This window comes from Cohnella sp. GCM10020058, from assembly GCF_042683485.1.
Taxonomy (GTDB): domain Bacteria; phylum Bacillota; class Bacilli; order Paenibacillales; family Paenibacillaceae; genus Cohnella.
Genome location: NZ_JBHUJV010000008.1, coordinates 645,371 through 667,496, shown reverse-complemented (window position 1 = coordinate 667,496; position 22,126 = coordinate 645,371). Strand labels below are relative to the sequence as shown.

Below are 22,126 nucleotides of genomic sequence, written 5' to 3'. Positions count from 1 at the left end.
ATTCGCATTAAGCCTACGCCTTTTTAAACGACAACCTCTTCGCCGCGAGCGCTTGCTCCAGCGTATCGATCCCCTTGCGGCCCATGCCGTGCAGCTTGAGGATGTCCTCCGCCCGCCAGTCTGCGAGCTGGTCGAGCCGTTCGATGCCTGCGCCGGCCAACGCGCGCAAGGCAGGCTTGGACAGCCGTTCAGGCAAGTCGCGTTCCTCCTCCATCTCGACACCTCCAATCCTTTCTCCCTGTAACGCTCCCTTTCATTTTACCCGCCGCCCCCTCTTCATTCCATCCTGCATCGTCATTTTTCCGCCCCCGTCATTCGACCGGCAACTTCCTTTCCCTGCGGTTCGTCTAACTTCATGAAGGTTAAACTACTACCATCACGAAGAAACGGAGATGAATCGCCATGCCGAAAATCAAATGGCTAAGCTTCCTGCTGGCCTCAACCTTGCTCGCGGTGCCGCTCGCCGCATGCAACCAGAGCGACGGCGCAGCGTCCTCCGGCGGTGCAACGGCGTCTGTATCTGCAACCGTGCCGGCATCAGACAGTGCAAGCACAACGTCCCCGACGGCTTCGGCCTCCGAAACAGTGGCCGCTTCTCCTTCCGCCATTCCCGCCGAGACGGCTTCGCCCGCTCCTAGCGCGACATCGACCGCCAAGCCGTCCGCGGCAGCATCCGAGTCGGAACAGTCGGTCTTGGGAATGCCGACAGCTTTTCGCATGGCAGGCACCAAGATTGGCTGGACAGGCGGAAAAGGCTGGATCGCAAGAACCGACGACGGCGGAAAAACCTGGCATACGCAGTATAAGCACGATTACGCGGTTTTGCAGATTTTTGCGCTGAATGACCAGCAAGCCTGGGCTACGCTCGACATCGGCGACTCCAAAGCCGTGAAGCTCGTGAAGACGACGGACGGCGGCAAAAGCTGGAGCGACGCGGGTAAAGTGCCTAGCTACGACTTTTTCCATTTTATTAATGAGAAAGAAGGGTTCAGCGGCGCATGGACGACCCGGGACGGCGGAAAATCGTGGCAGGAGCTCTCCGTTCCGAAAGATCAAGTCGGCAGCGTTTATTTCCATGACCGAAGCAATGGCTGGTCCGTCACTCAGACCGCAGGCAAGAAGTTCAGCTTCCTCCGCACGCAAGACGGCGGCAAGACGTGGACATCCGTCTACTCCAAAGATTGGGACGGGGAGCTAAATGGCGCGGTCATCCGTTCCGCCGGCAAAAACGACGCCTGGATCGAACTCATCGGCGATTCGGGCATGACGCAGACCTCGTATTCGCTGTTCCATACCGCGGACGGCGGCAAGAACTGGCAGCCTGTCGTCGCCAACAGCACAGCGGGTGCAGGACCTGCTCCAGGATTTAAAATGGACGACAAAAGCGTGCCGTCCAACGAGGGCAATTCGCCGGGCACGCTCTACGTCGTCGACACGAAGACAGCCTTCCTCGGCGGCCAGTGCCAGGCTTGCGACAACTCCAACACGCTGGGCTACACGACGGATGGCGGCAAAACATGGGTGAACGACAAAACGCAGCTGCCAGGTTACGGCAAGCAGCTGATTGCGGCAGCAGACGCCCAGCACGTATCCTGGATTCTCACCGATGCAGAGAACCCCTCCGTCCTGTACGTGTCGCAAGACAGCGGCGCGCACTGGACCAAGACGCATACGTTCGCTAAACCGGAAGGCGGCATTGCGCAATAACGGAATAAAATAAAGAAGCTTCCCGGCCGCGCACCCGCGGCTCGAGAAGCTTCTTTTCGCTTGATTGTCTTAACATCCTCGCGGTTCGCCGATATCGGGCTCCGGATCTTTCTTGGCTGCCCGCGCATCCAGCAGCATGCCGACGATTCCGAGCAATACGCCGATGTTTATCGCAAGATCCGCCAGGTTCATGATGCCTCGGCCTCCCGTCCACTCCAGAAAATCCGTCACCTGCGCAAACAGCAGCCGATCGATCGCATTGCCGACGGCACCGCCCGCAAAGAACCCCGCGCCAGCCGCAAGCCACGGATTGCTCAGCTTGCCCTTGCGCTGCGCATAGACGACCCAGATAACGACGGCGATGGCGACCGGGATAAAAATTCTGCCCCAGCCTTCGAACGAGCCGCCGGCTGCGCCGGTATTCTCGATGTGCGTGAACTGCAGAACGCCCGGCCAGAATAAATGGCTGTCCCCTACAGGCAACGCGTTACGGACCGCGATCTTGGACAATTGATCGATCCCGATAACGGCGAGGAGCACGACATAGACAAAACCTCGACGGTACCAGGGGCTGTTGCTGCGCGTATCTGCAGACGGCCCGGTCATCGTGCACGCTCCGCTGCGATCGGCCAATCTTTAGTCATGTTAAAAGCCGAGCTCGTCCAACTGGTGCCGAATCCCACCGAAGCGGCGCTTCCCGCCGCTTCTATCGCCCATAGGTCTCTACCTGGTTTGACGCTGCGCATTGCGATTCCTCCTCTATGCCTAGTATACGCGATCGTGGAATAGGCCGTTGCGCGCAATCGTCGGCGCGGACGCCTTGTCCTCGGAAAAGGAAGCCCTTTTCAGCCGTTCAGCCGTTCCATTGTCCGTTTACGGGTTCGCTGCCGGGGAACTCGCTCCGGGCGCGTGTCCGCCGTTGTCGCCGCCTTGACCGGCTTGCCTGCCTTGTCCCATCTGCCCGCCGCCTTGCTGCATGCCGGGTCCGCCAAACCCGCCGCCTGGAAAGTCACCTGGCGCCCGATGCACCATCTCGCCCCCGAGGTGCCCCGTATAACCCACCAGCACGGCCGCAGCCAGCGCGGCGACGAGAAGGATCGGATGGCTGCCGTAATCCTTCTTTTTAGCCCACAACAGCGAAAGACGCACGACGCTGATCGCGATCGCGAGGAACATCGTGAGCTTGCCGTACAACTCATGCTCGCCCACGCTCGGATTAGGCGACTCCGGCCCTGTCAGCACAGATGCGATTGCGCCAAGCGTGCCCGCGATGAGGCACACGAGACCGGCATTGTTCCATTCTCTTTTTTTCCAGATCAGGCCGGCCAGGTCGAACAAGAAGCCGAAAATCAGCAGCACGATCGGAAAATGCGTCAAAATAAAGTGCTTGTTGTTCCATAAATAATCCATTAAATTCTCTCCCTTTATAACACTACATTTCGTAGTGTTAGTGTTTATAAAAAACGGGCCGTCAGGCCCGGGATATCCGTGTCTCAACCTAATGCCACCATTAGCACCAGCACCGCAAACGACAGCAACGTAGAGGAGAGCGGCGGTCTCCATGAAGGCTTGTACTGGGGATCCAGCAAAAGCCGGATACGCACGTTGACGGACGCGTCCGCGAAGGACGCGCTCGCTGCCGGCATCTCGGCGGCTCCGCCCTGCCGCAGCAGCTTCAGCAGCGCGCTGCCCAATTCTCTGGCACCGCCGCTCGACGACGCGATCGCATGGCGGTCCGCCAGCACTTCGATCGCCGTCTTGTATTTGTCCTCCGCCCAGCCGAGCAGCGGAACGTACCACAACGCCGAGCGGCTCAGCGACAGCGCGAACAGCGCGAGCGGATCTCGCCGCCTCAGATGATGCCGCTCATGCGCGACGACCGCCGCGACCTCGGCGGGACTCAGCATTCCGAGCAGACCCGTTGACAGCACGATCCGCGGCCGGACGAAGCCGACGGTCATCGCGACTGGCGCCTCCGCGCGAATGATCGTCAGCTGCCGCCGGCCGAACCCGAACCGGCGCGCATATCGCCTGGACATGCGGGCGTCCGTAGTCCGCCGCAACATGCCGCCGAATCCCCGGGCGAACGCCGCCTCGCGGACGAGCTGCCTGACGCAGACGGCCAGCGACGAGACGAACACCGCGCTCATCAAGGGCATCGATATCGGAAATCCTATGTACCGGAACCAAGCGACGCAATAGTCGAACAGCACGAACGGCAGCCTGATCCGGAATACGACCTTGAGCACGAACATCGCCATCTGCGCCGCCACGAATGCCGATACGGACAATGAAGCGGCGAGGAGCCATCTCGAGCGGGCTTCCCACATGATTATCGTTCCTTTTTAAGTTGTTTGAGCTGCCGCTCCAACTGGTCCAGCAAATCGGGATCGACCTGCTCCAAGGCATCGACCATATGCACGACGGCCCGCGAACCGAACTCTTGCACCAGCTCGAAGGTCAGCTCCTTCGATTGTGCCTCCAGAAATTCGTCCCGGGTGAGGACTGGACGGTAGCGATGAGATTTAGAAACCGCCTTTTTGCTCAATATTCCTTTATCCACAAGCCGGTTCATTACCGTCATCACCGTATTAAAACTCATTTCCTTGTCCTTGTTCAGCGCCTGCTGCACTTCCTTGATCGTCAGCTCGCCCTCCGCGTCCCATAGCGCGGTCATGATCCTGGCTTCGAGCGGACCGAAAAATCGCTCCAGGCCGTTGCCGTGAAATTTAAAATTTTGCAGCTTCATATTCTACACACCCTTCACACTACAGATTATAGTTTTCAGCAGGCCCGCTCGTCAATGCTTGCTTACTTACAGCAGTTTCCGGGTTGCGCAGTTTGCAGACATTTGTTTATAATATAAACATAAGTTTGAAATAAAGAAGGAGCTGCCTATGGATCGCGAGCAACAGATTATGTCGTTCATCCGGCGCAATCCCTTCGTCAGTCAGCAGGAGCTCGCAGACGCGATCGGCATCTCCCGCAGCGCGGTCGCGGGGTATGTCGCGGCACTGACCCGCAAGGGCAGCATTCGCGGCCGGGCGTATGTGCTCGCCGAAGAAGGATCCGTGCTCTGCATCGGCGGCGCGAACCTGGACAGCAAAGCCCGCGGCAAGCAGCCGCTGCGGCTTGGCGCCTCCAATCCCGTCGCGGTCGCGGAGAGCTGCGGCGGCGTCGCGCGCAACATCGCGGTTAACCTCGCCGCGCTCTCCGCGAACGTCTCGCTGCTGACGGCGGTCGGCGACGACAAGGCGGGCCGCTGGCTGCTCGACCGGACGTCGAGCCAGGGCGTCGACATTGGCCCGTCCCTCGTGCTTGGCGGCGAGAAAACGGGCAGCTATACCGCCATACTCGACGAAGACGGCGAGATGTTTATCGCCTTTGCCGATATGGAGATTTACGAGCGAATCACGCCCGAGACGCTCGAGGAGAAGTGGCCGCATATCGCCGCCTCGAAGCTGGTCGTCGCCGACGCGAATCTGCCGGCCTGCAGCCTTGCTTGGCTGGCACGCCGCTGCGGCGACGTCGGGCTCCCGCTGTTCGTGGATCCGATCTCGCCGGAGAAGGCGAAAAAGCTGCCGGACAGGCTGGACGGCATCGCGGCCGTGTTCCCCAACCTGGCCGAAGCGCGCCAGTTGGCCGGCGAGGGCGGCGATGAGTTGCCTACCGCCGAGGGAGAAGCGGAATGGGCGGCGCTTGCCCGCCGCATCCTGGATCGCGGCGCCGGCCATGTCCTGATCACGCTCGGCAAGCATGGCGCCTACTGCGCCGGAGCGGACGGCGGCGTTCATCTTCCGGCGCTGCCGGTCAAAGTCGTCGACGTCACCGGCGCGGGAGACGCGTTTCTCGCCGGCGTCGCCTACGGCGTGCTGCGCGGCGAGTCCTTCGCCGACGCCTGCCGGGCCGGGCTGGCCGCCGCGCGCATCGCGCTCGAGACCGCGAGCTCCTCCTCGGAGCACCTGAACGAAGAACGGCTGGCCCATGCCATCCGCGAAGCGCAGCTTCATTTACCCCAATCCAACTAGCGAGAGGAACGATCCCATGAATCCCTACCTTCAATTGACCAAAGAAGTCCAAGACGCGCTGAACGAAGGCAAGCCGATCGTCGCGCTGGAGACGACAATCATCTCGCACGGCATGCCTTATCCGCAAAATATCGAGATGGCCCGCAAGGTCGAAGACATCATCCGCGAAAACGGCGCCGTCCCGGCGACGATCGGCATCATGAACGGCCGCATCCGGATCGGACTCGACGCGGAGGGGCTCGAAGCGTTCGCCAATTCGCCGCAGGTCGAGAAAGTGAGCCGCCGCGACTTCGCGCACATTCTGTCCTCCGGCAAGATCGGCGCGACGACCGTGTCGGCCACGATGATCGGCGCCGCGATGGCCGGCATCGAAGTGTTCGCCACCGGCGGCATCGGCGGCGTTCACCGCGACGGCGAGAACAGCATGGACGTCTCCGCGGACCTCACCGAGCTGGCGCAGACGAACGTCGCCGTCGTGTGCGCGGGCGCCAAGTCCATTCTCGATATCGGGCGCACGCTCGAATATCTGGAGACCCAAGGCGTCCCCGTCGTCGGCTACAAGACGGACGAGTTCCCTTCGTTTTATGCCCACGAGAGCGGCTTCGGCGTCGACTTCAGGCTCGACACGCCCGAAGAGGTCGCGGCCATGCTGCGGACGAAGTGGAACTTGGGCCTCGCAGGCGGCTCGATTATCGCCAACCCGGTGCCGGCCGCATACGCCCAGCCTGCGGACAAGATGGAAGCCGTCATCCGCCAGGCGCTGGGCGAAGCCGAGGCCCAGCATATTTCCGGCAAGCGCGTGACCCCGTTCCTCCTCGGACGGATCAAGGAGCTGACCGGCGGCAGCAGCCTCGACACGAACATCCAGCTCGTGTACCACAACGCCAAGGTCGCCGCGGAGATCGCCGTCGCGTTGAAGGCGAAGTAAGTCGTGCGCAATCAAATAAAACGGGAAGAAAACGGCCGCGGCCGCTTCTTCCCGTTTTTGTCGTTTGTTCGGTTAATGCCCCATTCCCGATTACGTCCGCCGAATCGTTCAGCCGACGACCGATTGGCCGGCCGCGGTCCGCTCGAGGTCCGCGGGGTGCAGCGGCCTGCGAAGTCCCAGATTGTCGCGCAGCGTCTTTCCTTCGTACTCGGTACGATACAGCCCGCGGCGCTGCAGCTCGGGCACGACGAGGTCGACGAATTCCTCCAGGCCGCCCGGCAGGTACGGCGGCATGATGTTGAAGCCGTCGGCCGCGCCGCCGCGGAACCAGGCTTCGAGCTGATCGGCGATCGACGACGGCGTGCCGCTGATCTCGCGGTGCCCGCGCGCGCCCGCGATTCGCTGGTACAGCTTGCGGATCGTCAGCCCTTCGCGCTCCGCCAGATCCTTGAGCAGCTTGAACCGGCTCTTGCCGCCGTTGATCTTAGCCAGCTCGGGGAGATCCGGCAGCGGTCCGTCCACCGGATATGGCGACAGATCGAAGCTGATCAAGTTGGACAGCAGGCTGATACCCGCCTCCTGCGGGATGAGCGCCTCCAGCAGCGCCTTCTTTTCAGCCGCTTCGGCTTCGGTGCGCCCGATGATCGGAAAAATGCCGGGCATGATCTTGAGATCGTCCGGCGCGCGGCCGTACTTCGCCAGCCTCCCTTTGACGTCGGCATAGAACAGCTGCGCCTCCTCCAGCGTCTGCCAGGCGGTGAAAATGACTTCGGCCGTCCGCGCGGCCAGCTCCTTGCCCGGCTCGGAGGAGCCCGCCTGGATAACGACCGGATGGCCCTGCACCGGACGCGCCACGTTAAGCGGGCCGCGCACGTCGAACCACTTCCCTTTGTGGTTCAGCGTATGGAGCTTGCCGCGGTCTGCGAATACCGCGCCGTCCTTGTCGAAAACGAACGCGTCGTCCTCCCAGCTGTCCCACAGGCCGGTGACGACCCCGACGAATTCCTCCGCCCGGTCGTAGCGGAGCGAATGCAGCAGCAGTTCGTCCTTGCCGAAGTTCAGCGCCTCCGCCGGATTGGCCGAGGTCACGACGTTCCATGCCGCGCGTCCGCCGCTCAGGTGGTCGAGTGAGGCGAATTTGCGGGCGACGTGAAAGGGCTCGTTGAACGTCGTGGAGACGGTCGCCGCCAGTCCGACATGCGACGTGACGGCGGACAGCGCCGACAGCAGCGTCAACGGCTCCGGCCGGACCGTTACCGTCTGGGCGACCGCTTCGGGGAACTTTTCCGAGATCGCATAGCCGTCCGCCAGAAAGACCATATCGAATTTGCCGCGCTCCGCGGTCTGCGCCAGCTTTTTGTAGAAATCGAAGCTCAGCACCTCCGATGCCGATGCATCGGGATAGCGCCAGGCGGCCACATGGTGGCCGGGGATCATGAAAAATGCGCCTAATTTAATCTGACGTTCGCTGCCGCTCATGTTCATTTTCCTCCGTTCATTTGGTAGGTTCGCCTTTCGACTGTAGCGACGTGTCGCCTTATTCCCCGAGCGTTTGCTTCCAGCCGGTGAGACGCCGCTCCAGCGCCAACAGCAAATAATTCACGATAAGGCCGACGACGGAAATGGTGATGATGCCGGCGTACATCTGGGGGATGAGGAAGCTGAATTGCGCATATTGGATCAGATAGCCGAGCCCCGAAGTGGCGCCGACCATCTCGGCGGCCACAAGCACGAGGATCGAGCTTGCGCCGGCCTGGCGGATGCCGACGAAGATCGTAGGCAGCGCGGCCGGGATGATGACTTTGCGGAACAGGCTGACGGACGGCAAGCCCATCGAGCGCGCCGACTTGACGAGCAGCGGGTCGACGTTTTTGACGCCGCTGATCGTGTTGAGCAGGAGCGGGAACAGACTGGCGTAAAGCACGATGGCGATTTTGGACGTCTCGCCCAAGCCCAGCAGCAGGATGAAGACGGGCAGAATGGCCAAAGCGGCCGTGTTGCGCATCAGCTCGAGGAACGGATTGAGATAATCCGCCGCCGTCTTCCACCAGCCGATCGCGAGGCCCAGCGGAATGGCGATCAGGTTCGCGAGCAGAAATCCGCTGATCGAGCGCGTGAGGCTGGCGGTCAGATGATCCTGCAGGTCTCCGGAGCGCAGCAGCTCCCACCAGGCGCTCATCACTGCGGAAAAGGGCGGAAAAAACGTCACGTTGACGATTCCGGTCCGCGGCGCGATCTCCCAAGCCGCCAGGAACAACAGGATGGCGATGCTGTTCCGGAACGCCCTGCGCGCCTGCGCCGCCCCCCGTTCCAGCGTACCGCCGCTTCGTCTCCCTTGCAGAATCAGCGTTTTCGCCACATTGCTCTCAGCCATGGCGCGCGCCCCCTTTCGCCGACGATTTCCCTTCCGCGTACGCGTCCAGCGTCTTGGACTTCTCTTGCTCCTGGGCTCTGGACACCTCGTCCTTGAGCAGTTCCCAGATCTCGTGGCGCAGCTTCACGAAGTCCGGATTCGACCGCAGATCCTCCTCGCTTCGCCTCGATTCGAACGGAATGTCGATCACCCGCTTGATTCTGCCGGGGCGCGAGGTCATGATCGCCACCCGCTGGCCCAGATACACCGCTTCTTCGATACCGTGGGTGATAAAAATAATCGTCTTGCCCGTCGCCTCCCAGATGCGCAGCAGCTCGCTCTGGAGCGTCTCGCGGGTCTGGGCGTCGAGCGCCGCGAACGGTTCGTCCATGAGGAGCACCTCGGGATCGTAAGCGAGACTCCTCGCGATCGCGATCCGCTGCTTCATGCCGCCGGACAGCTCGTGCGGATAGCGGTGCTCGAAGCCGCCGAGGCCGACCAGGTCGATGAACCGCTGCGCGGTCTCTTTTCTTTGCCGGCGTCCGACGCCCTTGGCCTCGAGCCCGAACTCCACGTTGGCGAGCGCCGTCTTCCAAGGGAACAGCGCGTACTGCTGGAATACGATGCCCCGGTCCAGATTTGGCCCCGAGATGGCTTGGCCGTCCAGCAGGATCTGGCCGCCGCCCGGCTTCGTGAGGCCCGCCAGCAGATCGAGCAGCGTCGACTTGCCGCAGCCGCTCGGCCCGACGATAACCATGAATTCGCCTTGCCTGACTTCGAGATTGATATCCTGAAGCGCGTAGACCGGCTGGCGCTCCGCCTTGAGCTCCCTCGCGCCGCGTTGGACGCTGAACGCCTTGTGCACGTGCCGGATGCTGATCTTGGATTCGGTCGTCATGAATCCGCCTCCTTCATGTCTCGCTTTACTTGTCGTTCAAGTACGGATTGAACGCGTTCGTATACAGATCCGCCGCCTTGTAATCTCCCTCCTTGAGCTCTCCCTCGTCGATCAGCCAATTGATCCACGTATCGAACTCCTTGTCCGAGATCAGTCCTCCCTTTCCCGCGACGCCCGTGCTCTTCCACAGCTTCACCGTCGACGTATCTTCCTTGCGGCCGCGCTTCTCGATGATCTGCCCGTAGCGGGCGACGACCTCTTCGCGGGGCGTCGTGCGGGCCCACTCGATCGCCTTGGCGGTCGCCTCGACGAACTTGCGGGCGGCGTTCGGATTGTGCGCGATGAATTTGTCCGTCAGCACGTAGCTGCCCGCGCTGAAGTTGCCGAACAGCTCCTGGTCGGTGAATAACGGATGAATGCCGCCCCGCTCGAGCGCCTTGTCGCGGAGCACGCCGCCGAGCGCCGCGGCGTCGATCTGATTCGCGCGCAGCGTCTGCTCCGACGTGACGGGCGGCACGACGACCAGCGTGACCTTCTTGATCTCCTCCGGCGTCAGCCCGGCGCGGTGCAAATATTCTTTGATGACGAATTCGTGGTGCGCGCCCAGCGTATTGACGGCGATGCGTTTGCCGATCAGATCGCGGGCCGTCTTGATCGGGCTGTCGTCCGGCACGTAATAACCGGTCCAGGTGTTGTCGTCGACGCCGTAATACGCGATGACCGATTTGATCGGCGCCTTGGCGGCGATCAGCTTGACGATCGCGCCGTTGAACGCGCCCCCGAAGTCGGTGTCGCCGGTCACCGTCGCCTGGATGTCCTGCGGGCCGCTGATCGTGTTTCCGACGAATTTGAGCTTGAGCGGCGCCAGGTACCCCAGGTCTTCCGCCAGCTCCGGAAACGTAACCGACCCGACGCTTCCCTGATAGCGAAGCTCCTTGACCTCCAATCCGCCGTCGGCCGATCCTCCCTTTTCCGTAGCCGCCGATGCGCCGCAGCCCGACAGCAGGATCGACGAACCGAGCAGCAGCGTCAGCGACGCGCCGGCCCAGCCTTGCATGGTTTTCCTCATCAACTCCAACCCCTCCTCGACATCATGCAAGCCGACCTCGGCCGACCGAATGACTTAATATCCTATAGACTTACTTAGTTTTTATTTCTATAATCGACTATAAAACCGGCCTTCCGGACCGTCAACGAAGTTGACCGCGACTGACCGCAAGTGACCACGAATGACCACGAACGAGCCGCCAAGCCGCAATTCTGAGCCGAAGGATGTGAAAAGCGATGCCGTCCAAGCGATTCGACTTCATCACCTTGCACGAAGCGTTGGAACTGCTGGATGTCAGCCGTTCTACTTTTGACCGATGGCGCAGGAAGAAGCAGCTTCCGTATACGAAAATCGGAAAAGAAATCATGGTCGACAAAGGCGAGCTGGAACGCTGGTTCAAGCTTCACGCCTCGCAGAGAAGCGAGGCGCCCGGCGCAGAGCGCCAAGAGGGACGCCGGACGCCCGCGGCGCTGCAGCCGCTCGTCGTGACCGTCGGGTATCAGAGCAGATGGGCGCAAATATGGACGGCGCTCGTCATGAAGGAGCTGGGCTGGTTCGAAGAGGAGCTGGCGAAGCTGATCCCGGAACGCGTCGTCCAGGTTCGCTGGCATGACGGCGCGCACGGACCGGCGCTCGTGCAGGGCATGATCGGCGGACACATCCAGATCGCTTCCATGGGCGACTATCCGATCTCGCTCGCCTTCTCGCTAAGCCGCCTGCTGCCCGACTTCCGCCCCGTGCTGCTCGCGTTCGACGGGAAGACGGCCGGCGGCCAAGGCCTCTCGCTCGTATTGGGCAACAACGTGGACATCCGCCGACCCTCGCGGCCGTCCGAGCTTCAGATCGCCACCGTAGCCCAATCCAGCGCCGGCGGACGGCTGTCGGGCTTGCTTCACCGATTCGGTACGGCCGATGCGCGCATCGTGCACCGGGATCTGGACGAATGCATGTCCGACATGGCCCGAGGCGCGATCGGCGGCGGTTTTATGGGAGAGCCCTACGCCAGTCTGGCCCGCCACTACGGGTTGGGAAGGATCGTCGAAGCCGAAGGCCTGGGCGACGACTTCCTGTCCGGCGTCGTCATGGAGGAAAGTTGGCTGGCGCGGCATCCCGCGGTCGGGACCGCTTACCTCAAAGCGCACCTGCGGGTTCACCGCTGGGTTCGCCGCCATCTGCGCGAAGCGGCCGAGCTCATCGCCAGAGTGCGCCGGATTCCCGTCAAAGTGGCGGAGGACATCCTTGCCAAGATCCGCTGGGACGCCGCTCCCTACGCCAAAGACATCGCCGCGCTGGAGCGGCTGAATCCCGGGCCCGAGCGGGCGCCGCCGGCCTTTTTCATGCCGGACGACGAGATCCGGCTCGACGCCTCGTTTCTGATGCAGGCGATCCGCGAGCTGCGTCTTCCCTCGCCGGCCGAAGGGCCGATCGGCGGCGACTGGAGCGCGGAGCAGCTGTATTGATGCGGTGCCGACGGTAGATACACCTATTTACAAAAAGGTGTAAGTAATTGCAGGTGATCTCGCCCCGGGCGGGGCATTTGTGCGGGATAACGATGCACGGCATTCTTATTCGGCCCCGGGCGGAGCATAGGCGCGGGATAACGATGCACGGCATTCTTATTCGGGCCCGGGCGGGGCATTTGTGCGGGATAACGATGTGCGGCATTCTTATTCGGCCCCGGGCGGGGCATTTGTGCGGGATAACGATGCACGGCATTCTTATTCGGCCCCGGGCGGGGCATTTGTGCGGGATAACGATGTACGGCATTCTTATTCGGCCCCGGGCGGAGCATAGGCGCGGGATAACGATGCACGGCATTCTTATTCGGGCCCGTGCGAGGCATTTGTGCGGGATAACGATGCACGGCATTCTTATTATGAGTTTGCCGCAATCGACGAGAAGCCGGCTTCGGTTGAAACTAAAATGACGGGATTGTTAAGAAAGGCTGCTCGGATGGTCTATTCAGACCAGTCCAAGCAGCCTTTGAATTTCCTCTGCAACAGTCCCTAGTGCCCGATCAACAATCGGCGAATGGCGGCAATCGTATCCGCGCGACCGCTGTAAGCCCATACCTGGCTGCGATCGGTCAAACTTCGCTCTCCTCGTTCCTTATCGATTACCGGCGTATGATACTCCAGCTCGCCGAAGCTCCCCAGCGTACCGTCGTCGCTGTACACTTGCACGCAATGACCGCGGTCGTCCGGAGAATGCCGCGGAGCGTCCCTGTAGTCCCTGGAAGGAACGGGGTAAAAGCTTCGAACGAGCAAGTGAGCCGATTCGCCCTCTTCTCTGTAATAGGCGATCCTTCCCGTGACGTCATGCGCTTTGATCGAGCCCTTGAATCTCCGGGAAGCATCGATCCGAAATTGGACCAGCCCCGGATTCGCCACGGCGTCGGAGGCGTCGATCGGGCCGAACATGCCGAAGATCTCCGCTTGACCGTACGTCGGAATCCAGACCGCGCCGCCGGCGGGCACTTGCATAATGCTCCAGCTTGCCGCGGGCGCCGAGCGTTCCGGATCGTTATCGCAAATGCGCACGGTCGTATCGTAGCCGATATAGCGATAGTGGCCGAGGGAGGCGGACAATAGCCGGACGGGATCCGGCTCCAGCGCAATCGTCTTCCCGATGGTCAGCCTGGAATCGGTCTCCGACCGATAGGCCCGTAACGAAACGGACTGCGAGAAATCGGCTCGCCGGTCCTCGTCTTGCATCTCCATCGCGTATCGTCCCGGATCCAATTCGCCCGGAACCGAATAGCTTTCCTCAAAAGAGTCGGCGCTTTTGACGAAATACTCCAGCTCGGGGCTGATCCACGTTCGGTCGCCCCCCGTGTTCCAATCCGCCGCATTTGCCGCGTCCGGGTGGACCCATAACAGATTGCGATCGTCTTTTCCCGGGAATATGCCGATCACCCGGGCGCCCCGAGCCAGCAGCACGATCGCCCCGCCTGCGCCGTCGGCCAGCAGCTCCGAGCGGCGGCCGGCATTGTCCAGCATGCTTTTTAATGCCAGTGCGTCCATCCCATTCACCCCCGCTTATCGAATCGCCGACCGGCCAGTCCGCGTTAATGTCCCGCCAATCGCACGAACAACGTCGTCACGTTCTTGGCTTGAACGTCGACCGTCGTTTCCGCGCCTTGCGCTCCCGCCGTCGCTTCGAGCTTCTCCAATATCGTCCCGTCCGCGAGTCCCCGTTCGATGGATACGACCGGCAGCGCGATCGACAGGGAAGCCGTAACGGCCTCGTTCGTCAAATTGGCCAACCGGACTTCAATGCCGCTGCCGTCAAGACAAGGACGGATGCTGCTGACCTGCACTTCGGACGTCTTCAACAGAACGAAGCCTTGTTCGTTAGGCAGCTTGGGAAGATCGGCCGATTGGGCGCTCAGCGCTTGCCCGTCCGCCCGGTTGCCTGCAAACGGCAACTGCACGTACGGAACGGGCGTACGGCATTCGTCTGCGATCGTCCATGGGGCTTGCGCCCCCGCTTGTTTGCCGCTCGGTTCAATGGTCAACGAATACCGAAATTCGAGCTTGCGCAAACATTGGCAGCCGGGGGTGGGAAGATACGGACCGGTCGGCATTCGAATGACGGATCCTCTCCAAGCCGCGCCCAGATGCGACACGCTTCGCCACAGCGTCAGCGCGAGACTTCCGCGATCGGCCGGGTCGTCCTTCGCGCAATCCGGAGACGGCACCCACTCATACTCATGAAGCCCTTCCGTCGTCCATACAAATCGCGCACGGTCCGTATCGGCAGCCAGAAAATGCTGATACGGGAACATCGTTCGCTCCGTTTCCAGCCAATGGTCTTCCGCAGGTTGAACGACCCGCTCTTCCCTTTCCAGCATATCGAATTGGCCGCCTGCGCGAAAGCGGCCCCTTTTGCCTGCCAGCGGGAAAACAAGCCGTACCCGATGGTCCTCCACCGCATTGACCGTTTCCGTTTCGAATACCGCGGTTCTGGCGCCAGGAGACAGCTTGATGCGAGTCGTCAGTTCGAGCTCCGTCATCGCACGGCTTCTCGACTTGTCGTCTTCGCTTAACGATTCCGGCACGCAAATCCGATAAGTCGCTTCCAGCACGCTCCAGCCGTAGCCTTCGCTCGTCACGGCTACCGAAACGGCGCCGACCGAATAATACTTCCGATCCGAGATGGGCGCGGAATACAGATAACCGTCGCCCGCGTCCCCGCCGTCTTCGAAATAATGCAGTCCGTTCCAGGAGTCGCCGGTTTCCTTGTCGATCCACGTCAGGGAGCCGTCTCCTTCAATGACCAGCTTGACGAATTCGTTCTCGATGTGCCGGGATACGGATTGCAGCGGAAGGCTTGGCAGCGCGGGAGCCCTGCGCAATCTGACCGACATGGCTTTGTAGCCGAGCGCCGGCATGTCGGCGATATACGCCCGTATGCGATGCCGATACACATCCGGGCTTAAAGGATAGCGCTCCGAGAACGATTGAATCGGCGTTTGCTTGTGGACGTACAGAATTTCGCCGAACGATTCCCGGCCCTTCCCGTCCGTCAGGCTGACCGACCGATAATCCGACGAAGCCGGCACGTCAAAATCGAATTCAACGAGAGCGCCCCGCTTCCAGGGCAAAGCATTCACGAAGACGACCGGCTGTCCGGAAGTCCCGTCGATCCAGGCCGTATCCGCGCGAGCGGCGATCCGGCAGGCCGTCTCGTGAACGAGCTGGCGGGCCAACTGCATCGCTTTGGCATAACGCGTTTCCATTTCGTCGTGCACTTCGTCGATGCTGCAGCCGCATATCGAATCGTGCGGATGATTCTGAAGAACGTATTTCCATGCCAGTCTGACGAACGCGGGATGCTGCTCCAGACCCAAGCCCGATCCGATCGCTTCCAGCGGCTCGACCAGCTTCTCCATCCAGGTCTGGACTTCCGCGTTCTGCTGCTTCAGATAGATGCGAGACGACAAAACGCCGGGCATCACTTGATTGATGTGGCTATCGGGCATGTGATTCGTCTTGCGCAATTCGCCCCTGATGACCGGCAGTTCCGCATTCGACGCGGCGATAGCTGCGAATAAATCCCGGAACGAGCTGATCTTTAGCGGCGCTTCGCCGATCTCGTTCCAATGGCTTACGATCGCTTCCAGGTTGGCTTGAGGCTCCATATGATCCATGCCGTTCATCAGCAGCGCATGCCCGGTCAACGAATAGCCGGCCGTTTGACCGAGCAGCGTTCTTATCCGGTCCGCAGCCTTCTCTGGATCGACGGGAAGCGCGTGGGCAGCCGTATAGCCGTACAAATGGGACAGATGCACCGCCAGAACGCGATCGCCGCTCGTCGCTTCCCACTGGAACTCCGAAGGAACCTCTTCCGGCGTGCCGTTTAACCCGCGCCACACGACGGCTTGCGATATGCCCAGCTGCCTGAGAATAAGCGGCATCTGTCCGAGATGGCTGAACGTGTCGGGCAAGTAGCCCAGCTTCTCGTATGCGCCGAACTCGGCGCATATTCTCACGCCTTCTTCGTAATTGCGAATAAAAGACTCGCCGCTGACCAGAAACGCGTCGAACAGCACATACCACGGACCGATCGCCAGCCTGCCGGCCTGAACCAGTTTTTTGATCCGCTCCTTGTTTTGCGGCTTGATCTCCAAATAATCGTCCAATACGATGCCTTGCCCGTCCAGATGGAAGCGGAACGAATCGTCCGCCTCCAGCCGCTCCAAAAGCTTGTCCATGATTCCGACAAGACGGAATCTGAAATTTTCCATCGGCAGGTACCACTCGCGATCCCAATGCACGTGCGAAATCAAATGAATTTGCTGTAATTCGGGCTTCATCTCCAGCTTCCTCCCGCCGTTCTATATCTCTTTGTGATAAGCGACCTCGTAAAAGTCGGCATTGCCCAGATAGCCCCAATTGAATTGCAGGGAGTAGACTTCGAATTTGACGTAGACGGTGTTCTCGTGCAAAGCCAACGAGGTCAAATCTATCTTTCGCGTCGCTTGCCAGTCTCCATCGTTCTCGACCGTCGCAACCAGGCCGAGGGAGGACGGCGAGGTTCCCGCGTATACTTTGACGTATGCGCCCAATATGCCTCTGGCGCCGTAGTCGACAACGAGCTTGTCGAAGCCGTTCTCGGCTCCGCTGCTCACCTCGTAGACGACCGATCCGGCTTGAGACTGGGCTTGACCGACCAGGCCTTTATCCGAATAGTTGTCGTCCAGCGCCGTTGAGGTCAAGTTGTCGTAGCTGTAAGACAATCCTTCCCAAGCCGTATCCGACGACACTTCGTAATCCTGATTCAACAGGGGAACGACATCGTAATCCAGCGGGAAATTCACTTCCGTGAACTTGACGTCGCCGAGATAACCCCAATTGTACAGCGCGGAATACACCTCGAATTTGACGTAAATCTCGTCCTTGCGTTGCGCCAGCGAAGTCAGATCCAGTCTGCGCGCCTTATCCCAGTCGCCGTCGTCCTCGACCGTCGCCGCCAAGCTTAAGGAGCCGGGAGAATCCCCCGCGTACACCTTGACGTATGCGCCCAATATGCCGCGAGCCCGATAGTCCAGCGCCAGCTTCATGAACCCGCTTGCGGCGGCGCTCGTTATCTTGTAGGTCACCGATCCGACCTGCGACTGGTCTTGGCCGACCAGACCCCGGTCCGAGACGTTGGTGTCCAAAGCGGTTGACGTCAAATTCGCATAACCGGCCGCTGCCGCCTGCCATTCGCTGTCGCCGCTTGCTTCGAAATCTTCGTCGATCGGTTCGTAAACGACATAATCGTCGGGGAAGTCGGTCTGCGTCAGCTTGATGTCTCCGAGATATCCCCAATTGTAAAGATTCGAGTAAATCTCGAATTTGATATAGAGCTCGTCCTTGCGTCTTGCCAGCGATGTCAGGTCCAGACTGCGCGTCTTGTCCCAGTCCCCGTCGTCCTCGACGGTGGCGAGCAAGCTTAAGGAGCCGGGAGAATCGCCCGCATACACCTTGACGTATGCGCCCAATATGCCGCGAGCCCGATAGTCCAGCGCCAGCTTCATGAATCCGCCGGCAGCCGCGCTCGTTGCCTTGTAGGTTACCGATCCGACATGAGACTGGTCTTGACCGACCAAGCCTTTGGCTTCCTCGTTGCCGTCCAATGCCGCAGCGGTCACGTTCGTATAGTTGAACGCTTGAGCCTGCCATTCTGCGTCATCGTCCGCCTCGTAGTCATCCTCCAGAATGACGGTCGGCTCCGCTCTGCGAACCTGAATCGCAATCGTATTGGACTTGACCATTTCCGCTCCCTTGGTCACATAAGCGGTCAAATGGGCGGTTCCGACGGCTCCGGGCGTCACGACGCCGTTCTTGTCGATCGTCGCCACCGTCTCGTCGTCGCTGACGTAGACCATATTGGCGTCTCCCTTATACACGGGCGAAGCGTCGTCATAGTCGGCATCGACATGAAGGGCGGTCGTATCCGTTCCGTACAGCGCGTAGCTGTCCGCAGTCAAATCCGCCGATTCGAGCGTTTTGAACGAAGTGCCGTTCAATATTTTCAGGCTGCTGAGCGCCCCCCAAGTAAAGTTGGAGCTGAAAATTCGGAATTTGATATACAGCTCGCTCTGGCCTGCTGCCGCATCGGATAGATCGAGCGTGTAGGTCCCTGTCGGGCTTACCGGCGTGTCCGTATCCATACTGCCGGCGAGCGTCCAATCGGTCCCGTCGTCGCTCGTATAAACCTCTACACCGTTATCCTCGTCGATGATTGCTCTCGCGCTGTATTCCACGATCAATTTGTTGATCTCGTCCGGGCTCTCGACCCGGTAAGTGACGTACCCCGGAGCGGCATGATTGACGGTCGTCAGCACCTTATCCTGCCCGTTCAGATCCATGAGCTCCGCCTGCAAATTGCCGTAGTCCTCCGCCGTCGCTTTCCAAGCGTCGGCATCGTCCGATTGATAATCCTCGTTGACGACGGAATCGAAAGGCTGGAACACGGTCAGCGCGTCGTAAGCCGTCCCCGATACGAGGTATGGCGTATAATAGACGCCGACTTCCTCTCCCGGCTCCAGATCGATTTGCCCGGGTGGCGTCAGGAACGGCGTGGCGTCCGCCTTCAACGGCAGGTTAAGACGGGTGTAGCCCCGGAATACATAATCGTTGCCGCCAAGCAGCGCGATTCCGCCGTTGCTCATCGTTCCTACGACGGAAACCTGGTTCATCTCGTCGAGCTCGCCCGTTTCTTGACCGTAATAAGCTCTCACAGTATCGGCCTTGCCCGCCTCATCCATCGAGAAGTCGACGCGATCCCCGTACACGATCGCTTGAGCGGGGATCTCCATCATCTCGTTCTCCAGGCTTCCGATTTCGCCGCGTTTGATAGAGACGTTATCCGCAAGAGGAATCGCGATTTTATCGATATACTCGCCGACTTCGGGGTCAGGAACCGCCGCTTCTATCGAACGGGTTGCCTGATCGTAACCGCGGTATACGCCCGTGAATTGTTCGGGAAGCTCGAAGTGCTCCGCCTCGGCGGACAAGGCGAACGCGACTTCGCCGTCCGCGGCCTCCGCCGCTTCCGGGTCGGCGGATGTGCTCTCCGAGACGCGGAAACGGTTATCCCCCAGACTTTCCAGCTTGTAATAGTCTCCGTCCGTACGATCCTGCCAGGAAAGCAGCATCGATTGATCGCCGTCCGTCGCCAACGTCAATTCCAGCTCCTCGTCGTCGTAAGCGGTTAACGTTGCCAGCACCCGATCGTTCGAAGAGGACAACTGCAAGGATATCGGATATTTGCCCAACGCGCCGTGGCCTTTAACGGCGTACTTAGCCGGCAGTTGCTGCGACAGTTGTCCGGTCAATAGCCGGTAAGCCGATGCATACAGCCCGTCGTCGAACAGCTCTTTAGCGTGCGTATAGGTGACGTCTTCGGTTCCCCGCTCCAGATACTCGGCCAGCAGACGCTCGGCATCGGCGCGGTAGCCGATCCACTGCCGCTGCGCTCTCGTCTCTTCCAGCGAATAACGGAATCCGTCGCTGTGACCCGTTGCGTATTCCCATGGAATACCGGCCTGCAGCGCGCTTAGCGTCGTCCAGTTGCTATTGTCCCGGTTCGTATACAAGCGCAATTCGACGTATACGTCGTCTTCGTCGGCGGCAATGCCGCTAAGATCCACTTTGGCGGGAAGCGTGCCCAACGTCCGCTCCAGCTGCAAAGCGTCGGGATCGGTGCCTGCCCACACTTCTATTTTGCAGCCTGCGTCCAAAGCGCTCAGTATTCTTCCTTCCAGGTTCAAGAGCAAGCCTTGGTCGAAAGGCAGGCCGCCATGGGTAAAATGGTACTTCAGCGAGCCGTATTCGGAAGAATCGTCGGGCGATACGGTATAACGGTCGCCGAGCGGATCGCGAGAGAGGTTGGCGACGCCGGTTAACGGGCCCGCCGCGTCCAGAGAATCGCTATCGTTAAAGTCGAGAGAATAGATCGCGCGCTCGTAGGAATCCGGAGTCACTTCGGTTGACGGCGCCATGTCCGAACGCTCCAGCAATTCCTCGTCGCCTGCTTGCCGGTTGAACAGAACGACATCCTTCGTGCCGTAGCCGTATATTTTCGACAGATCGTCCAAATCGGAGGCGGAACTGCGCTCGAAGTTAATGTCCGAGAACTTGCCGGCCGCCGCAATATAATCGAAATACCGCGGATCCTCGATACCGATGAATTCTCCGCCGAAGCGAATTTCGTCCAGCCTGTGCGATTCCCATTTTCCTTTGCGCTTATCCAGGATCGGAAATCCGGAATCTATAAAAGAATGCGTATAGCTGTTTTCCGACAGCTGATCGTCCGGCAGCGTCAACGATCCGTTGTCGACCAGCACCGCGTTTTTCCCTTCTCCTTCGGCCATCGCGCCCGCCTCGCCTTTAATATAGGCGGTCAAGTTGCCGAACAGCCATTCGCGCTCTTCCTGAGAAAGACCGTCCGCAGGATCGAGCGCGACGCTGTCCGCGGAAGCGTCGCCGGTCACTGCGGAATTGTAATCTCCGGCCGCCTGCGGCGAAGCCTTGAAGCTGTATTCCGGCCAATAGATCGGCTCGTTTTCAAGAAACAGAGACACCTGCGGGAGGTCCCCGTCTTCGAGCCGCATCATGGCGAGCCGGTAGGATACGTAACGGGACAGCCATTCGATTTTCTGATTGCGAACCTCGTTATAGTGATCGTCGTTCATGGTCATCCACGGCGTATTGCCCCAGATGTTCGGAATGGAAGGCCGATACGTTTCCGTCAAAGGATCGTAGACGATCTGCTGGTATCGGATATCTCCCCAGTAACCGCCCAAGCCGTCCGGCCCCGAAGGCGTACCGCTCCACCAGGAGTTGAAGTCCAGATACAGCGGCATATCCGAATCGCGGGACAGCTGCAGCACATAGTCGATGCGGCTGCGAAGCTCTTCCTCGGAAAATTTCATATAACGAATATCGAAGGCCAGGCCGATCTCGCTGCCGTATAGCCGATAGTCGCCGGCATACGTTTCCTTGAGATCCGTCACTTTGTCCAGATCGCTCGAATAGTCGGAGGTCGTGAAGTCGCCGTATTTCGGATCGTATAGCGGATTCATGAGCACGATGCCCATCGGATCGACCGCATTCTCTTGGTCGATTAAATCTTCAAATTGGCTATAAGCCCATACTTGGCCGAGCGATACGCGAGATTCGCCGACGTTGGTCAACGTGACGGTCACGCTGCTCTTGGATGACGTGATCGTCTCGGGCACATGGACGAAAAAGTGGTTCGGCCCGCTGCCGTACGCTTCGTAGCTGCGAAAATAAACGGCCGTGCCGTCGACGAAAATGCGATAGCCGAACGCGTCTTCCCGTCTGTCGTGAATTTCCTGGAACTCCAGCGTCAGCGGCTCGTCTCCGTCAATGGCAAGCTCGAAGGAGACTTCGCTTCCGGCTCCTTCCATGTATCGCGTAGCGTAGGAGCCGCTTACGTCTCCGATGTCCGACGCTATCGTTGCCGTCGCGGACGTTCCGCTTGTCGTCAAGCTGTGGGAAGTCTCTTCGCCGCCGTCCCCGAAGGTCAAGCGATCGGTCAACGCTCCGGCCACAGGGTCCGCGAACGCCTTGCCGCCGCTTGCGCCGCCCCCGATCCCGTCCGGAACAACCAAACCGCCCAACGAAAGTACCCCTGCAAGCGCTAAAAT

At 60.3% G+C, this 22,126-nt stretch carries 17 protein-coding genes; 4 read left to right on the top strand and 13 right to left on the bottom strand.

What is annotated here, in order from left to right; all coding sequences use genetic code 11:
- Positions 1–13: 13 nt before the first annotated feature.
- Positions 14–214 (bottom strand): helix-hairpin-helix domain-containing protein, encoded by a 201-nt coding sequence (locus ACFSR7_RS15135; RefSeq protein WP_378162865.1) that lies wholly within the window; start codon positions 212–214, stop codon positions 14–16.
- A 188-nt stretch (positions 215–402) separates the two neighbouring features.
- Here ACFSR7_RS15135 and ACFSR7_RS15130 point away from each other — a divergent pair, with 188 nt between their 5' ends.
- Positions 403–1,707: a YCF48-related protein gene (locus tag ACFSR7_RS15130; RefSeq protein ID WP_378162863.1), complete on the top strand. Its 1,305-nt coding sequence runs from the start codon at positions 403–405 to the stop codon at positions 1,705–1,707.
- Between the two features lie 69 nt (positions 1,708–1,776).
- Here the strand turns inward: ACFSR7_RS15130 and lspA are convergent, their stop codons facing one another.
- From lspA to ACFSR7_RS15105, 5 genes are all read right to left on the bottom strand, one after another.
- Positions 1,777–2,313: a signal peptidase II gene (gene lspA / locus ACFSR7_RS15125; protein WP_378162861.1), complete on the bottom strand. Its 537-nt coding sequence runs from the start codon at positions 2,311–2,313 to the stop codon at positions 1,777–1,779.
- Positions 2,310–2,453 (bottom strand): hypothetical protein, encoded by a 144-nt coding sequence (locus ACFSR7_RS15120; protein WP_378162859.1) that lies wholly within the window; start codon positions 2,451–2,453, stop codon positions 2,310–2,312. Before ACFSR7_RS15120 ends, lspA begins: the two co-directional genes overlap by 4 nt.
- 127 nt (positions 2,454–2,580) lie before the next feature.
- Positions 2,581–3,117 carry a DUF2231 domain-containing protein gene (locus tag ACFSR7_RS15115; protein WP_378162857.1) on the bottom strand — a complete coding sequence of 179 codons (537 nt, stop codon included), beginning with the start codon at positions 3,115–3,117 and terminating at the stop codon, positions 2,581–2,583.
- A gap of 83 nt (positions 3,118–3,200) precedes the next feature.
- Positions 3,201–4,037: a M56 family metallopeptidase gene (locus ACFSR7_RS15110; RefSeq protein WP_378162855.1), complete on the bottom strand. Its 837-nt coding sequence runs from the start codon at positions 4,035–4,037 to the stop codon at positions 3,201–3,203.
- 2 nt (positions 4,038–4,039) lie between these two features.
- The gene (locus tag ACFSR7_RS15105; RefSeq protein WP_378162853.1) at positions 4,040–4,456 is read right to left on the bottom strand and encodes a BlaI/MecI/CopY family transcriptional regulator; all 417 of its coding nucleotides are present in this window, start codon (positions 4,454–4,456) and stop codon (positions 4,040–4,042) included.
- A gap of 148 nt (positions 4,457–4,604) precedes the next feature.
- On the opposite strand from ACFSR7_RS15105, the gene ACFSR7_RS15100 reads away from it, so the two are divergent.
- Entirely contained in the window at positions 4,605–5,735 is a 1,131-nt protein-coding gene (locus tag ACFSR7_RS15100; RefSeq protein WP_378162851.1) for a carbohydrate kinase, read from the top strand.
- Positions 5,736–5,751: 16 nt separating this feature from the next.
- Positions 5,752–6,663, top strand: coding sequence for a pseudouridine-5'-phosphate glycosidase (locus tag ACFSR7_RS15095; protein ID WP_378162849.1), 912 nt, complete (start codon positions 5,752–5,754; stop codon positions 6,661–6,663).
- Positions 6,664–6,771: 108 nt separating this feature from the next.
- On the opposite strand, the gene ACFSR7_RS15090 is transcribed toward ACFSR7_RS15095, so the two are convergent.
- From ACFSR7_RS15090 to ACFSR7_RS15075, 4 genes are read right to left on the bottom strand one after another with little or no spacing between them, the layout of a single operon-like run.
- A complete protein-coding gene (locus ACFSR7_RS15090; protein WP_378162847.1) occupies positions 6,772–8,142 on the bottom strand; it encodes an LLM class flavin-dependent oxidoreductase in 1,371 nt (456 codons plus the stop codon).
- A gap of 58 nt (positions 8,143–8,200) precedes the next feature.
- Positions 8,201–9,037, bottom strand: coding sequence for an ABC transporter permease (locus ACFSR7_RS15085; protein WP_378162845.1), 837 nt, complete (start codon positions 9,035–9,037; stop codon positions 8,201–8,203).
- The gene (locus ACFSR7_RS15080; RefSeq protein WP_378162843.1) at positions 9,030–9,914 is read right to left on the bottom strand and encodes an ABC transporter ATP-binding protein; all 885 of its coding nucleotides are present in this window, start codon (positions 9,912–9,914) and stop codon (positions 9,030–9,032) included. Before ACFSR7_RS15080 ends, ACFSR7_RS15085 begins: the two co-directional genes overlap by 8 nt.
- 25 nt (positions 9,915–9,939) lie before the next feature.
- The gene (locus ACFSR7_RS15075; RefSeq protein ID WP_378162841.1) at positions 9,940–10,983 is read right to left on the bottom strand and encodes an ABC transporter substrate-binding protein; all 1,044 of its coding nucleotides are present in this window, start codon (positions 10,981–10,983) and stop codon (positions 9,940–9,942) included.
- 215 nt (positions 10,984–11,198) lie between these two features.
- Between ACFSR7_RS15075 and ACFSR7_RS15070 the strand changes: the two genes are divergently transcribed.
- Complete coding sequence (locus ACFSR7_RS15070; protein ID WP_378162839.1) at positions 11,199–12,422, top strand: helix-turn-helix domain-containing protein; 1,224 nt, start codon at positions 11,199–11,201, stop codon at positions 12,420–12,422.
- 546 nt (positions 12,423–12,968) lie between these two features.
- On the opposite strand, the gene ACFSR7_RS15065 is transcribed toward ACFSR7_RS15070, so the two are convergent.
- The 3 genes from ACFSR7_RS15065 to ACFSR7_RS15055 are packed head-to-tail and all read right to left on the bottom strand — an operon-like array spanning position 12,969 to position 22,099.
- Entirely contained in the window at positions 12,969–13,985 is a 1,017-nt protein-coding gene (locus ACFSR7_RS15065) for a DUF6786 family protein (RefSeq protein ID WP_378162837.1), read from the bottom strand.
- Positions 13,986–14,029: 44 nt separating this feature from the next.
- Entirely contained in the window at positions 14,030–16,780 is a 2,751-nt protein-coding gene (locus ACFSR7_RS15060) for a glycoside hydrolase family 38 N-terminal domain-containing protein (protein WP_378162836.1), read from the bottom strand.
- A gap of 21 nt (positions 16,781–16,801) precedes the next feature.
- Positions 16,802–22,099: an Ig-like domain-containing protein gene (locus ACFSR7_RS15055; RefSeq protein ID WP_378162834.1), complete on the bottom strand. Its 5,298-nt coding sequence runs from the start codon at positions 22,097–22,099 to the stop codon at positions 16,802–16,804.
- Between the last annotated feature and the right edge of the window lie 27 nt (positions 22,100–22,126).